The following is a 14047-nucleotide window of genomic DNA, read 5'->3' on the forward strand; positions in this document are numbered from 1 at the left end:
ACATTACCAAACGGTTACGGAATGTAACCCGGATAGGCCGCGCACGTCTTGCGCCCATAGAATCCGCGCGTGTGCGGTAAAATCCGCGCACGAAGAACCAATCCACCCGAGGAAGCGTTATCAGCACCCGCACCGCCGACGATCTGCCATTCGACAATTCCTTTGCCGAACTGCCGCCCGCGTTTTATACGCGCCTGATGCCGACGCCCCTGCCCGCGCCCTACTTTGTCGCGGCCAGCGCGCCGGCTGCGCGGCTTGTCGGGCTCGACGCCGCCGACCTCGCGCGCGCGGATACCGTCGCCGTCTTCACGGGCAACTACGTCCCGCCCCGCTCGCAGCCGCTGGCCGCCGTCTATTCCGGCCACCAGTTCGGCCACTGGGCCGGCCAGCTGGGCGACGGCCGCGCGATCCTGCTGGGCGACATCGACGGCCCCGAGGGCCGCATGGAACTCCAGCTGAAGGGCGCCGGCATGACCCCGTACTCGCGCATGGGCGACGGCCGCGCCGTGCTGCGCTCGTCGATCCGCGAATTCCTGTGTTCGGAGGCGATGGCCGCCCTCGGCATCCCGACGACGCGCGCGCTGATGGTGACGGGTTCGAACAAGAGCGTGATCCGCGAAACGATGGAGACGGCCGCCGTCGTCACCCGCATGGCGCCGTCGTTCGTGCGCTTCGGCTCCTTCGAGCACTGGCGCTACCGCGACAAGCCGGAAGAACTGCGCACCCTGGCGGACTACGTCATCAAGACGTTCTACCCGGACCTGGCCGGCGCCCCCAATCCCTATCTCGCCCTGCTCGAGGAAGTCACGCGCCGCACGGCACGCATGATCGCGCACTGGCAATCCGTCGGCTTCATGCACGGTGTGATGAACACGGACAATATGTCGATCCTGGGCCTGACGCTGGACTATGGCCCGTTCGGCTTCATGGAAGCGTTCGACGTCGACCACATCTGCAACCACACGGACCAGGGCGGCCGCTATTCGTACGCGAACCAGGTGCCCGTCGGCCACTGGAACTGCTATGCGCTGGCGAACGCGCTGCTGCCACTGATCGAGGACCAGGAAGCGGCGCAGGCGGCGCTGGACGTGTATGTCGACGCCTACGGCGAAAAGTTCGATGAACTGCTGCACGCCAAGCTCGGGCTCAAATCGGCGCAAGAGAACGACCGCGCGCTGGCCGACGATATGTTCAAGCTCATGCAGGCGAACCGCGTCGACTTCACACTGTTCTTCCGCCGCCTGGGCGACCTGCGGCTGGAAGAACCCGAAACGGATGCGCCGCTGCGCGACCTGTTCCTCGACCGCCCCGCGTTCGACGCGTGGGCCGTCGCCTACCGCGCGCGGCTGCGCCAGGAAACGAGTGTCGATGCGGCGCGCCGGGTTGCGATGCACGCCGTCAACCCCAAATATATACTGCGCAACTACCTGGCCCAGGTGGCCATCGAAAAGGCGCAGAATGGCGACTTTGAAGAAGTGCGCAGGCTGCTCGGCGTGCTCGAGCGTCCGTTCGACGACCAGCCCGAAAACGACGCCTATGCCGCACTGCCGCCGGACTGGGCATCTCACCTCGAAGTGAGCTGCTCTTCCTGAATACGATTGACAACGAGGGATCATGACCGACAAAGTGACAAAGACCGACGCCGAATGGCGCGCCCAGCTGGACCCGATGGAATACCAGGTCACCCGCCACGCGGCGACCGAGCGCGCGTTCACGGGCAAGTTCTGGGACCACCATGAGCACGGCATCTATCACTGCGTGTGCTGCGACACGCCGCTGTTCGAGTCGGACGCGAAGTTCGATTCCGGCTGCGGCTGGCCCAGCTATTTCAAGGCCCTCGATCCGGACAACGTGATCGAGAAGGTCGACCGCAGCCATGGCATGGTGCGCACGGAAATCATCTGCGCCGTCTGCGACGCCCACCTGGGCCACGTGTTCCCGGACGGCCCGCCGCCGACCGGCCTGCGCTATTGCATCAACTCGGCCGCGCTCCGCTTCGAGCCGATCTGAACCAGGGGCGACGTACCGATGAAATTCCTGTTCGACCTGTTCCCGGTCATCCTCTTCTTCTTCGTCTATAAAGTCGCGGACGGCCACCAGGACGCGGCGCACGCGCTCGTCCAGCAATACATGGGCGGCCTGATCGCCGGCGGCAGCGTCACGCCCGACCAGTCGCCGATCATCCTGGCCTCCGCGGTCGGCATCATCGCGACCATCCTGCAGATCCTGTACCTGCTGGCGCGCGGCCGCAAGGTCGACGGCATGCTGTGGCTGTCCCTCGGCGTCATCGTCGTGACGGGCGGCGCGACCATCTATTTCCACGATCCGGACTTCATCAAGTGGAAGCCGACGATCCTGTACTGGGCCTTCGCGCTGGCGCTGTTCGTCGCGCAGGTGGGCTTCCGTAACAACCTGATGCGCAAGGTGATGGAAGCGCAGATCCGCCTGCCGGACGCCGTGTGGACCAAGGTCGGCTATGCATGGATGGGCTTCTTCGCCGCCATCGGCGTGCTGAACCTCGTCATGGCCTTCATCGTCTTCAAGGGCAACACGGGCGCTTGGGTGAATTTCAAGCTGTTCGGCATCACGGGCATCTTCTTCGCGTTCATCGTCATCCAGACGCTGATGCTGTCGAAGTACATCGAAGAACACGAGCAGCCGCAGGGCAAGGGAGACGCATGATGGACGACCGCGTGGAACGCATCCGGCAGTCGCTCGACGCCGCATTGAGCCCGTCCGTACTGGAGGTCGGCGACGATTCGCACCTGCACGCAGGGCATCCCGGCGCGGCCTCCGGCGGGGGGCATTACCGAGTGAAAATCGTTTCGGAACGCTTCGAGGGACTGAGACTGGTCATGCGACATCGACTGGTATATGATGCCGTGCAAGGTATGATGCACACCGACATACATGCCCTGGCGATTACCGCCGTTGCGCCCTCGGAGCAGTCGTGACGGCGTGTTTTTCGGAAGTCTTAAGTGAGATGTAAGTAAGTCGATCCAGAATCCGCTACGCACTACAAAAACTAATCAAATCCTCGTCCAAGCAACCCCCTCACAGGAAACAAAATGACTTTTAAGCCAGCACGGCTGCTGTTAGCCCTGATCGCTATCGCCGCATCGTTTGCGTACTCGCCTTCGTTCGCACAGAACCTCGCCGTGGTGAACGGCAAAGCCATTCCGTCGTCGCGCGCCGACGCGATCGTCAAGCAGGTCGTGGCGCAAGGCCAGGGCACCGACAGCCCGCAACTGCGCGACGCGATCAAGAAGGACCTGATCTCGCGCGAAGTGATGATGCAGGAAGCGATCAAGCAAGGCTACGACAAGAATCCTGAAGTCAAGGCGGCATTGGAGAACGCCCGCCAGACCATCGTGATCAACGCCCTCGCCCGCGACTACATCACGAAGCACCCGGTGTCCGACGCCGAAGTGAAGGCCGAGTACGACCGCTTCGCGAAGCAGACCGGCGACAAGGAATACCACGTGCGTCATATCCTGTTCGCGACCGAAGACGAAGCGAAGGCAGCCATCGCCAAGCTGAAAGGCGGCGCCAAGTTCGAAGACCTGGCCAAGGGATCGAAAGACACCGGCACCGCCAACAACGGCGGCGACCTGGATTGGGCGAGCCCGTCGTCGTTCCCGCCGGAATTCGCAGCGGGTTTCACCAACCTGCAGAAAGGCGCGATCACCGACACCCCGGTCAAGACCCAGGTGGGCTACCACGTGATCAAGCTGGACGACGTCCGTCCGGCCAAGCTGCCGACGCTGGACGAAGTCAAGCCGCAGATTTCCGAAGCGCTGACCCAGCAGAAGCTGGCCGCGTTTCAAGAGGAAATGGTCAAAAAGGCAAAGGTACAGTAACATTGCAGCACCGGCGGCTTCGGCCGCCGGTTTTCGTCGCCACGGCGACATTTCGTGTTGACCACCGGATCCACCACCGGTTTTAGATAGGATCGAATAAATGATTGTGAAGCCAGCCCGCCTGTTGTTAGCCATGACCGCGATGGTAGCCCTGCCGTCGTTCGCGCAGAACGTTGCGACCGTCAATGGCAAGCCCATCCCCGCGGCCAAGGTTGACCAGGTGGTCAAGCAGGTCGTCGCCCAGGGCAAGGCAACCGATTCCCCGCAACTGCGCGAGGCAATCAAGAAGGACCTGATCGGCCGCGAAGTCCTGATCCAGGAAGCCGACAAGCAAGGCGTCGGCACCCGTCCGGACGTCAAGAACGCAATCGACAACGCCCGCCAGAGCATCATCATCAATGCGATGCTGGCCGATTACATCAAGAAAAACCCGGTCAAGGACGCCGACATCAAGGCCGAGTACGACAAGTACAAGGCACAGATGGGCGACAAGGAATACCACGCCCGTCACATCCTGGTCGGCACGGAAGACGAAGCCAAGCAGATCATCGCCAAGCTGAAGGGCGGCGCCAAGTTCGAAGACCTGGCCAAGCAGTCGAAAGACCCGGGCTCGGCAGCGAACGGCGGCGACCTGGACTGGGCGAGCCCGGCCTCGTTCGTGCCTGAGTTCTCGAAGGCCATGACCTCGCTGAGCAAAGGCCAGATCACCGAGACCCCGGTCAAGACGCAATACGGCTACCACGTGATCAAGCTGGAAGACGTCCGCGCCGCCAAGATCCCGCCGCTGGAAGAAGTCAAGCAGCAGGTCGCGGAATCGCTGCAACAGCGCAAGCTGGCCGCATTCCGTGAAGAGCTGATGAAGAAGGCCAAGATCCAGTAATCAGGTCATGCCTGAAAAAAGCGCTCCTCGTGGGCGCTTTTTTTTGACCAATTTGTTCGACCATACAACAAACTAGAGACGCCCATGACATTCCGCCATTCCGCCGCCCTCATCCTGTCCGCCCTGGCCGCAAGCGCCGCGACAGCCGCGACCACCCTGCCCCTGTACGTCGGCCAGCCGCTGGCCGGCGCCAAGGTCATGTTCGGCGACTTCGACGTGCAAAAGCCGCTGGACGGCGACGCCGGCCGCATGGACGACGATCCGAAGCTGAAGAACGCCGTCGTCGAAGCCCGCCGCACCAGCAAGGATGCGGCCGGCGACGCGCTGGGCCTGACGTGGAAGGACGCGTGGTTCTCGACCGTGCGCGTGGAGAGCGCACCGCTCGACCTGCGCCCGTACCTGGCCAAGGGCACGGTCTCGTTCGACCTGAAGGTCAATGAACTGGCCAAGGGCGGCCTGAACTTCCGCATCGACTGCGGCAAGAATTGCGAGCGCAAGGTCACCGACGTGCTCCCCGCACGCGCGGCCGAGGGCAAGGGCTGGCAACACCTGAGCTATGCGCTGTCGTGCTTCTACCGCAAGGGCGACGACTTCAGCGCCGTGACGAAACCGTTCGCGCTGGACGGCACGGGCGCCGGCGACGTGGAGATCGCGAACATCCGCATCGACGAGGCCGGCAAACCGAACCAGACCTGCCCGGATTACCGCACCGCCAACGTGACGCCGTCCCCGCTGAACGAATCGTGGGCGCTCGACTGGTGGATGAAGCGTCACGACGCGAAACTGGCCGAGATCGCGCGCCGCAAGGCCGCCGGCGAGCGCACGGAACTCGTCTTCATCGGCGACTCCATCACGCACCACTGGGAAGAACAGCAGCCGGAACTGTGGAAGGCGTTCTACGGCAAGTACAACGCGCTGGACCTGGGCTATGGCGGCGACCGCACGGAAAACGTCCTGTGGCGCCTGCAGCATGGCGAAATCGACGGCATCGACCCGAAGGTCGCCGTGCTGATGATCGGCACCAATAACACCGGCTTCCGCCAGGAACCGCCGGAACTGCTTTACGCCGGCATCAAGCGCGACATCGCGGAAATCCGCAAGCGCCTGCCGAAGGCGAAGATCCTGCTGCTGGCGATCTTCCCGCGCGGCGAAAAGCCGGACGACACCTTGCGCGTGCTGAACGAGAAGGTCAACGCGATGCTGCCTAAGCTGGCCGACAACAAGCACGTGTTCTTCCTGAACATGAACAAGGCGTTCCTGACGCCGGACGGCACGCTGTCGAAAGACATCATGCCCGACCTGCTGCATCCGAACGCCGAAGGCTACAAGATCTGGCAGCGCGAGATGCAGCCGGAACTGGACAAGCTGATGCGCTGACACGATCCGGCCGCATGAACGATAGTCTTGCAGGGATGCCCGAGGCGGCGGCGCAACGTCCTGTATCCCGGTCGCGCCGGCAATTCCTGCAAGCCACGTGTGGGGCGGCAGCTGTCGGCGTGCTTGGGACGGCACGTGCGCTGTCCGCCTCGCCACGCCAGCGCGTCATCGTCGACAACGATTTTTCGGGCGACCCCGACGGCCTGTTTCAGCTGGCCCATCACCTGGCCTCGCCTTCCGTCGAGATTCCGTTCGTGATCGGGTCGCATATCCACGTCAACGACTTCCTCGACCCGACCGCGGCCCAGCCGGAGAATGCCGCCGCGAGGGTGCGCGAACTCTACGCAACGATGAAACCGGGTCCGCGGCCGCCCGTCGTCGCCGGGCGCAATGCGGCCCTGTCGGCCGACGCCATGCCGGAACTGAACGAGGCGTCACGCCGAATCATCGGCGAGGCGCTGCGCACCGACACCGCGCTGCCCCTCTATTACGCCGCCGGCGCGGGCCTCACCGACCTGGCCGTGGCGTTGATGCATGCGCCGCGCATCGGCCGCAAACTGACGCTCGTGTGGATCGGGGGGATGGAACATCCTGATCTGCTGCCTGGCATGCCGCAGCGCCGCGACGCCGAATACAATCTCACGATCGACCTCGCGGCCGCGCGGTGGATATTCAACCGGTCGGACGTCGAGATCTGGCAAGTGCCGCGTAACGTCTACCGCCAGCTCAACATCGGCTATGCGGAACTCGACGAGGGCCTGCGCCCCGCCGGAAAACTTGGCGCGTTCCTGATCCGGCAACTCGAGCGCGTCTCACGGCGGATGGGCGCCAACTTCGGCGAAACCTATATCCTGGGTGACAGTCCCCTCGTTACCCTTACGGCGCTCCAATCCGCATTCGATCCGGATACGTCGTCGAGCGACTACGTCGTACGGCCAACGCCCCGCCTCGTCGCGGACGGGCGCTACGAGGCCCGCGCCGACGGCCGCCCGATGCGGGTCTACAGGACCATCGATACACGGCTTACGTTCGCCGACATGTTCGCGAAGTTCGCCAGGAGTGGACTGTAACCGGCGGCTGGACCTGCCGAAGATGTTACTCTACAGTACGTACATCTCGACAACCGGACCACCCATGTTACTCATCGCTACCATCCTGACCGCCATCGTCATCGCCATCCACGTCTACATCGTGCTGATCGAGACCGTCCTGTTCCGCACGCGCGGCAGGAAGGTGTTCGGCATCAAGGAAGACAGGGTAGAGGCGCTCGCGCCGCTGATGTCGAACCAGGGGTGCTACAACGGCTTCCTGGTGGCGAGTCTTGCGGTGGGACTGCTGCACCCGAATCCGGCGATCGGGCGCGCATTCGTCGTGTTCGGGCTCGTGTGCGTGGCCGTCGCGGGCGTGTGGGGTGCGGCGACGGTGTCGCGCCGCATCCTGTTCGTGCAGACCGTGCCGGCCGTGCTGGCGCTGGTCGCATGGCTGGCAGCCTGACGCGGAGCGTGCGCCGATGCTGAACTGGACTCAAGAAAACTACCTGGTCTCGACCGACGACAGCCTGCTGCAGCTCGACGTCATTCACCAGAACCTCAGCCGGACCACCTGGGCGGCGGGCATCGACGAAGCGACCGTACGCAACGCCGTCGCGCACAGCCTCAACTTCGGCCTGTACGACGGCGGCCGGCAGATCGGCTACGCCCGCTTCATCACCGATCACACGACGTTTGCCTACATGGCGGACGTGTTCGTCATCGACGACTATCGGGGCAAGGGACTGGGACGGTGGCTCGTCGAGTGCATGCTGGCCTATCCGGGCATCGAGCGCTATCGACGGCTGCTGCTGGCGACGACGAGCGCGCCCTGGCTGTACGAAAAGCTGGGCTTCACGACGCCCGACAACCCGAAGCTCTTCTGGCACATCAACCGGCCCGGCATCTACAAACAGCGGCCGGAATGAAAAAGCGCTGCCGGGGCAGCGCTTTTTTCATGGAACTGGCCGGATCAGCCCACCCACTTCCGCGCATTCTGGAACATGCGCGCCCACGGCGAATCCTCGCCCCAGCCATCCGGATGCCACGACATCGTGACGGTACGTGCCACGCGCTCGGCGTGCGGCATCATCACGGTGAAGCGGCCGTCCGGCGTCGTGACGGCCGTGAGACCTTCCGGCGAGCCGTTCGGGTTGAACGGATACGCCTCGGTGGCGGCGCCGCGGTTGTCGATGTAGCGCAGCGCCTTCACGACCTTCGACAGATCGCCCGTCTGCGAGAAGTCGGCAAAACCTTCGCCGTGCGCGATCGCCAGCGGGGCCTGCGTGCCCGCGAGGTCCTGGAAGAAGATCGACGGCGAATCCATCACCTCGACCATGCCGAAGCGCGCTTCGAACTGTTCCGACTTGTTGCGGGTGAACTTCGGCCACGCGTCGGCACCGGGGATGATCGATTTCAGGTTGCTCATCATCTGGCAGCCGTTGCAGACGCCCAGGCCGAACGTGTCGCCGCGGCCGAAGAATTGCGCGAACGCCGCCTTCAGTTCCGGATTGAACAGGATCGTCTTGGCCCAGCCTTCGCCGGCGCCCAGCACGTCGCCGTACGAGAAGCCGCCGACGGCGATCAAGCCCTTGAAATCATCCAGCTTGGCGCGGCCGGCGATCAGGTCGCTCATGTGCACGTCGACGGCCTTGAAGCCCGCCTGGTGCATCGCCCATGCCGTCTCGATGTGCGAGTTGACGCCCTGCTCGCGCAGGATTGCCACGGTCGGACGCGCACCGGTTGCAATGAACGGCGCGGCGATGTTCACGGTCGTGTCGTGCACGAGCTTCGGGTTGAAGCCCGGATCCTGCTCGTCCAGCAGGCGGTCGTATTCCTGGTCCACGCACGCGGGGTTGTCGCGCAGGCGGGCGATGCGCCAGCTCGTCTCGCTCCACAGGCGGTGCAGTTCGCTGCGGCGCTTGTTGTAGATGACCTTCGTGTCGCGCGTGAATTCCACGACGCCGCGGTCGTTCACTTTACCGATGATGTGGCTGCAGGCGCCCAGGTCGAACGAGCGCAGCACGTTCATGACATCCGACTTCTCGGCAGTACGAACCTGCACGACGGCACCCAGCTCTTCGCTGAACAGCGCGCGCAGCGTGAGGTCGTTGCGGCGCTCGCCCACCTGCGCCGCCCAGTTCTTGGCGTCGCCGTGGTCGGACGCGTGCTCGCCTTCCATCGTCAGAATGTCGAGGTTGACGGACACGCCGGCGCGGCCCGCGAAGGCCATCTCGCACAGCGTGGCGTACAGCCCGCCGTCCGAACGGTCGTGGTAGGCGAGCAGCTTGCCGTCGTTGTTCAGCTGCTGGATCGCGGCGAAGAACGCCTTCAGGTCGGCCGGGTTGTCGACGTCCGGCGCGTCGTTGCCCAGCTGCTGCGTCACCTGCGCCAGCGCCGAGGCGCCCAGGCGGTTCTTGCCGCGGCCCAGGTCGATGAGGATCAGCGACGTGTCGCCCAGGTCCGTGCGCAGTTGCGGCGTCAGGGTCTTGCGGACGTCGGTGACGGGCGCGAAGCTCGATACGATCAGCGACACCGGCGACACGACAGCCTTGTTCTCGCCATCCTCGTTCCACGTGGTGCGCATCGACAGCGAATCCTTGCCGACCGGGATCGAGACGCCCAGCGCCGGGCACAGCTCCATGCCGACGGCTTTCACGGTGTCGAACAGCGCGGCGTCCTGGCCCGGCTGGCCACAGGCGGCCATCCAGTTGGCGGACAGCTTGATCGCGGCGATGTCCGCGATCGGCGCGGCGGCGATGTTCGTGATCGCCTCGCCGACGGCCATACGGCCCGACGCGGCCGCGTCGATGACGGCGACCGGCGTCCGCTCGCCCATCGCCATCGCCTCGCCCTTGTAGCCTTCGAAGCTCAAGGTCGTGACGGCGCAGTCGGCCACGGGCACCTGCCACGGACCGACCATCTGGTCGCGCACGCTCATGCCGCCTACGCTCCTGTCGCCGATCGTGATCAGGAACGATTTGTCGGCCACGGTCGGCAGCAGCAGCACGCGGCGCGCGACTTCTTCCAGGTCCAGGCCCGTCACGTCGACCGGCTTGAACTGGTCCTTCACGTGCTCGACGTTGCGGTGCATCTTCGGCGGCTTGCCGAGCAGGACGTCCATCGGCATGTCGACCGGGGATGCGCATCCATCCTTTCCTGCGATCGGGTCGATCAGGCGCAGCTGGCGCTCTTCGGTGGCAACGCCCACTGCGGAGAACGGGCAGCGTTCGCGTTCGCAGATGGCGGCGAAACGCGGCAGGTCGTCCGGCGAAATCGCGAGGACGTAGCGCTCCTGCGACTCGTTGCTCCAGATTTCCTTCGGCGACATGCCGCTTTCTTCCAGCGGCACCTTGCGCAAGTCGAACGTGGCGCCGCGCCTGGCGTCGTTGGTGATCTCCGGGAACGCGTTCGAAATGCCGCCCGCGCCCACGTCGTGGATCGAGATGATCGGGTTCCCGGCGCCCAGCTGCCAGCAGGAGTTGATGACTTCCTGCGCACGGCGTTCCATCTCCGGGTTGCCGCGCTGGACCGAGTCGAAGTCCAGGTCGGCCGTGTTGGTGCCCGTCGCCATCGACGACGCGGCCGCGCCGGCCATGCCGATGCGCATGCCCGGACCGCCCAGCTGCAGCAGCAGGCTGCCGACCGGGATGTCGTTCTTGTGGGTGTGCTCGGCCGAGATGTTGCCGATGCCGCCCGCGATCATGATCGGCTTGTGGTAGCCGAAAACCGTGTTCCCGTTGATGGCCGTCGGGCCGACGTTCTGTTCGTACGTGCGGAAGTAGCCGCCCAGGTTCGGCCGGCCGAATTCGTTGTTGAAGGCGGCGCCGCCCAGCGGGCCGTCGACCATGATCTGCAGCGGCGACGCGATGCGTTCCGGCTTGCCATAGACTTTATCGCTGCCAGCCTTGTCGGCCGAATTCACGTTGGCGGCGTTTTCCCACGGCTGCACGGCGTCCGGCAGGTAGAGGTTCGACACCGTGAAACCGGTGAGGCCGGCCTTCGGCTTGGCGCCGCGGCCCGTCGCGCCCTCGTCGCGGATCTCGCCGCCGGCGCCCGTCGAGGCGCCCGGGAACGGGGAAATCGCGGTCGGATGGTTGTGGGTCTCGACCTTCATCAGCGTGTGCGTCAGCTGCGTGACCGGCGCGTATTCCTGGCTGCCGGCCTGCGGATAGAAGCGCAGCGCGTCCGCGCCTTCCATGATCGCCGAGTTGTCGCTGTACGCGACGATCGTGCCCTTCGGCTGCAGCTGGTGCGTATTCTTGATCATCTGGAACAGGGATTTGTCCTGTTTCGCGCCGTCGATGGTCCACTCGGCGTTGAAGATCTTGTGGCGGCAGTGCTCCGAGTTCGCCTGCGCGAACATCATCAGCTCGACGTCCGTCGGGTTGCGCTGGACGCGGGCAAACGCCTCGAACAAATAGTCGATCTCGTCCTCGGCCAGGGCGAGACCCATCGTGGCATTCGCTTCGACCAGCGCGTCGCGGCCGCGGCCCAATACGTCGATCTGGTCCAGCGGACGGCTTTCCAGGTCCGTGAACAGGGCCTGGGCCTGGTCTGCGCTGCGCAGCACCGTTTCCGTCATGCGGTCGTGCAGCAGCGCGGCGACGGCCTGGATCTCGTCGTCGGCGAGCTTCTTCGGCGCGCCGAAGCCCGTGCCGAGGATGCCGCTCTTCAGGACGACCTTGAAGGCGACGCCGCGCTCGACGCGGTGGATGTGGGCCATGCCGCAGTTGTGGGCGATGTCGGTCGCTTTCGACGCCCACGGCGAGATGGTGCCCAGGCGCGGGATCACGAAGAATTCCTCGGTGACGCCCTCGTACTGCGTTTCCGGCACGGGCTCCCCGTAGGTGAGCATGGCCGTCAAGCGCTCGGTGTCCTCCGTGGACAGGGGGGCGCTTGCGTCGATGAAGTGGTAGTAGCGTGCCGCCACGTCGGCAATCGTCGGGGCGACGGCTTGCAGTTGCGTGAGGAGGCGTTGGCTACGGAAAGCAGAGAGGGCGTTGGAACCCGGCAGAATCAACATGGCTTGGAAGTCGGTTGATGCAGCGTGGCTGCGGGTGAAAGAAGCCCGGTATTATACAGCGTTGCCCCCTTTCCCGTTTGGCATGAAGCCCGCACGGGAGGCAAAAAGTTGCCGACCTTGCAGCTTAGCGGTATCGTAGTGTCGAAAAACCCTGACGGTTTCCGAGACGCATGCCAGAAAACAGCTCATCCAGCCCAGCCGGCGCTCCGCAGAACGCGCAGCTCAACAATCCGTTGAATGCGCAACTGAGCGTGCTCATCGTCGACCCGAACCCGGCGCTCAGGGCGAACCTGCAGAACATGCTCAACCAGTCGGGCGTGACGCGCATCGAATCCGCCGTCAACGCGAGCACCGCGATCAAGGCGCTCGGCCGCAAGTCCTTCGACATCGTCCTGTGCGAGTACGACCTCAGCGGCGGAACGGCGAATGCCGAAGGCCAGGACGGCCAGCAGCTGCTGGAAGACCTGCGCCACCACCGCCTGATCCCGCCCTGGGCCATCTTCATCATGCTGACGGCCGAAGGCGCGTACGGCAAGGTGGTCAGCGCGGCCGAGCTCACGCCCACGGACTACATCCTGAAACCGTTCACGGCGCAGGCGCTGCACCAGCGCATCCAGAAGGCGGTCACCCGCCGTGCCGCCCTGCTCCCCGTGTACCAGCTGATCGCGCAGGCGCGCCCGCGCGAAGCGATCGACGCCGCCATCGAATCGGCCCGGACGCGCCCGCACTACGCCCTCGACTTCGCGCGGCTGCGCGCGGAACTGCACGTGTCGCTGAAGGAGCACGAGCTCGCCGAAACCGTCTACCGCGACGTGCTGGCCGAAAAGCCGGCGGGCTGGGCACGGCTCGGGCTCGCGCGCGCCATCGCCGCCCAGGGCCGCACGATCGACGCGATCCCGCTGCTGGAACACATCGTGGCCGAGAACCCGCGCCTGATGGCCGCCTACGACCTGCTCGCGCGCTGCCAGCAGGAGCGCGGCGACGCGGCGCTCGCGAAGAAGACGCTGGAAGAGGCCGTGACCATCTCGCCATACGTCGTGCGGCGCCTGCGCCGGCTGGGCGAGGTGGCGCTCGAAGCGGGCGACCCGGACGGCGCCGAAAAATCGTTCCGGCAAGTGGTGGCGCGTTCCCGTTATTCCGAATTCCGCAATCCCGAAGACCACGTGAACCTCGTCCGGGCGCTCGTCGGCAAGGGCGATCCGGCCGGCGCGTCGACCGTGATCCGCGACCTCGAACGCTCCCTCCGGGGCACGCCCGCGGCCGATGCGTGCAAGGCGATCTCGGTGGCGCTGCTGCACGACCTGGCCGGCAATGGCGCGGCCGCCGTCAAGGAACTCAAGCTCGCGGTGGACGCCGTGCGCGCGGGCGGCGCGCTGTCGCCCAATATGCGCGTCGGCCTCGCGCAAACATGCCTCGCGCACCGCATGGACGACGAGGCGTCGGAAGTGATGCTCGGCGCGCTGAACGGCGGCGACGATGCGCTGTCCGCGCAGCAGGCGCTGAACGTGTTCGTGCGCGCGGGCCGGCCCGACCTCGCGGACGGCATGGGCAAGCAGTTGCGCGCCCAGGCGCAGATCCTGCTGGGCGTCGCGGACGAGAAGCGCAACATGGGCGACGTGCGCGGCGCCGTGCAAACCCTGCTGGAAGCGCTGCACATGGCGCCGAACAACCTGCAAGTGATGATCGCGGTCGTCGGCGGCGTCCTCCGCCAGATCATGGAGATGGGCTGGGACCACCCGCTGGCCGCGCTGTCGGAAGAACAGCTGGAGCATATCCGCGCGCTCGATCCCGCGCATCCGCGGCTCGCGGCGCTGGATGCGGAGATGGAAGCGGCGAAGCGGAAGTACGGTATCGCGAACTGAGCTCGACCTGACCG

12 protein-coding genes are annotated in these 14047 nt (G+C 65.2%); 11 read left to right on the forward strand and 1 reads right to left on the reverse strand.

Features of this window, described 5'->3' with window-relative positions; translation table 11 throughout:
• Nucleotides 1-119: 119 nt before the first annotated feature.
• The 10 genes from ACL58G_RS20965 to ACL58G_RS21010 all read left to right on the forward strand — a co-directional run bounded on the left by ACL58G_RS20965 (nucleotide 120) and on the right by ACL58G_RS21010 (nucleotide 8074).
• Nucleotides 120-1592: a protein adenylyltransferase SelO gene (locus tag ACL58G_RS20965; protein ID WP_440968078.1), complete on the forward strand. Its 1473-nt coding sequence runs from the start codon at nucleotides 120-122 to the stop codon at nucleotides 1590-1592.
• Between the two features lie 22 nt (nucleotides 1593-1614).
• Nucleotides 1615-2010: a peptide-methionine (R)-S-oxide reductase MsrB gene (msrB, locus tag ACL58G_RS20970; RefSeq protein WP_413337825.1), complete on the forward strand. Its 396-nt coding sequence runs from the start codon at nucleotides 1615-1617 to the stop codon at nucleotides 2008-2010.
• A gap of 18 nt (nucleotides 2011-2028) precedes the next feature.
• Nucleotides 2029-2682: a septation protein A gene (locus tag ACL58G_RS20975; RefSeq protein ID WP_440963031.1), complete on the forward strand. Its 654-nt coding sequence runs from the start codon at nucleotides 2029-2031 to the stop codon at nucleotides 2680-2682.
• On the forward strand, nucleotides 2679-2954 hold the full coding sequence (locus tag ACL58G_RS20980; RefSeq protein WP_036229424.1) for a BolA family protein: 276 nt from the start codon (nucleotides 2679-2681) through the stop codon (nucleotides 2952-2954). Before ACL58G_RS20975 ends, ACL58G_RS20980 begins: the two co-directional genes overlap by 4 nt.
• Nucleotides 2955-3068: 114 nt before the next feature.
• Complete coding sequence (locus ACL58G_RS20985; protein ID WP_413337827.1) at nucleotides 3069-3860, forward strand: peptidylprolyl isomerase; 792 nt, start codon at nucleotides 3069-3071, stop codon at nucleotides 3858-3860.
• Between the two features lie 100 nt (nucleotides 3861-3960).
• Nucleotides 3961-4740 carry a peptidylprolyl isomerase gene (locus tag ACL58G_RS20990; protein WP_371766959.1) on the forward strand — a complete coding sequence of 260 codons (780 nt, stop codon included), beginning with the start codon at nucleotides 3961-3963 and terminating at the stop codon, nucleotides 4738-4740.
• An 84-nt stretch (nucleotides 4741-4824) separates the two neighbouring features.
• Nucleotides 4825-6117: a GDSL-type esterase/lipase family protein gene (locus ACL58G_RS20995; protein ID WP_440963032.1), complete on the forward strand. Its 1293-nt coding sequence runs from the start codon at nucleotides 4825-4827 to the stop codon at nucleotides 6115-6117.
• A gap of 14 nt (nucleotides 6118-6131) precedes the next feature.
• On the forward strand, nucleotides 6132-7187 hold the full coding sequence (locus ACL58G_RS21000) for a twin-arginine translocation signal domain-containing protein (RefSeq protein WP_440963033.1): 1056 nt from the start codon (nucleotides 6132-6134) through the stop codon (nucleotides 7185-7187).
• A gap of 64 nt (nucleotides 7188-7251) precedes the next feature.
• Complete coding sequence (locus tag ACL58G_RS21005; RefSeq protein WP_413388554.1) at nucleotides 7252-7611, forward strand: DUF1304 domain-containing protein; 360 nt, start codon at nucleotides 7252-7254, stop codon at nucleotides 7609-7611.
• A 16-nt stretch (nucleotides 7612-7627) separates the two neighbouring features.
• Nucleotides 7628-8074, forward strand: a complete 447-nt coding sequence (locus tag ACL58G_RS21010; protein WP_413337832.1) for a GNAT family N-acetyltransferase — start codon at nucleotides 7628-7630, stop codon at nucleotides 8072-8074.
• A 44-nt stretch (nucleotides 8075-8118) separates the two neighbouring features.
• Here the strand turns inward: ACL58G_RS21010 and purL are convergent, their stop codons facing one another.
• Entirely contained in the window at nucleotides 8119-12171 is a 4053-nt protein-coding gene (purL, locus tag ACL58G_RS21015; protein ID WP_440963034.1) for a phosphoribosylformylglycinamidine synthase, read from the reverse strand.
• Nucleotides 12172-12341: 170 nt separating this feature from the next.
• Here purL and ACL58G_RS21020 point away from each other — a divergent pair, with 170 nt between their 5' ends.
• Nucleotides 12342-14033 carry a response regulator gene (locus ACL58G_RS21020; RefSeq protein ID WP_440963035.1) on the forward strand — a complete coding sequence of 564 codons (1692 nt, stop codon included), beginning with the start codon at nucleotides 12342-12344 and terminating at the stop codon, nucleotides 14031-14033.
• Nucleotides 14034-14047 lie beyond the last annotated feature (14 nt).

Source organism: Massilia sp. GER05 (genome assembly GCF_052056005.1).
Lineage (GTDB): Bacteria > Pseudomonadota > Gammaproteobacteria > Burkholderiales > Burkholderiaceae_D > Telluria > Telluria orientalis.

Excerpts from the sequence above, each read along its gene's own strand:
- msrB (WP_413337825.1), top strand. The coding sequence starts at position 1,615 with ATGACCGACAAAGTGACAAAGACCGACGCCGAATGGCGCGCCCAGCTG.
- ACL58G_RS20975 (WP_440963031.1), top strand. The coding sequence starts at position 2,029 with ATGAAATTCCTGTTCGACCTGTTCCCGGTCATCCTCTTCTTCTTCGTC.
- ACL58G_RS20980 (WP_036229424.1), top strand. The coding sequence starts at position 2,679 with ATGATGGACGACCGCGTGGAACGCATCCGGCAGTCGCTCGACGCCGCA.
- ACL58G_RS20985 (WP_413337827.1), top strand. The coding sequence starts at position 3,069 with ATGACTTTTAAGCCAGCACGGCTGCTGTTAGCCCTGATCGCTATCGCC.
- ACL58G_RS20990 (WP_371766959.1), top strand. The coding sequence starts at position 3,961 with ATGATTGTGAAGCCAGCCCGCCTGTTGTTAGCCATGACCGCGATGGTA.
- ACL58G_RS20995 (WP_440963032.1), top strand. The coding sequence starts at position 4,825 with ATGACATTCCGCCATTCCGCCGCCCTCATCCTGTCCGCCCTGGCCGCA.
- ACL58G_RS21000 (WP_440963033.1), top strand. The coding sequence starts at position 6,132 with ATGAACGATAGTCTTGCAGGGATGCCCGAGGCGGCGGCGCAACGTCCT.
- ACL58G_RS21005 (WP_413388554.1), top strand. The coding sequence starts at position 7,252 with ATGTTACTCATCGCTACCATCCTGACCGCCATCGTCATCGCCATCCAC.
- ACL58G_RS21010 (WP_413337832.1), top strand. The coding sequence starts at position 7,628 with ATGCTGAACTGGACTCAAGAAAACTACCTGGTCTCGACCGACGACAGC.
- purL (WP_440963034.1), bottom strand. The coding sequence starts at position 12,171 with ATGTTGATTCTGCCGGGTTCCAACGCCCTCTCTGCTTTCCGTAGCCAA.
- ACL58G_RS21020 (WP_440963035.1), top strand. The coding sequence starts at position 12,342 with ATGCCAGAAAACAGCTCATCCAGCCCAGCCGGCGCTCCGCAGAACGCG.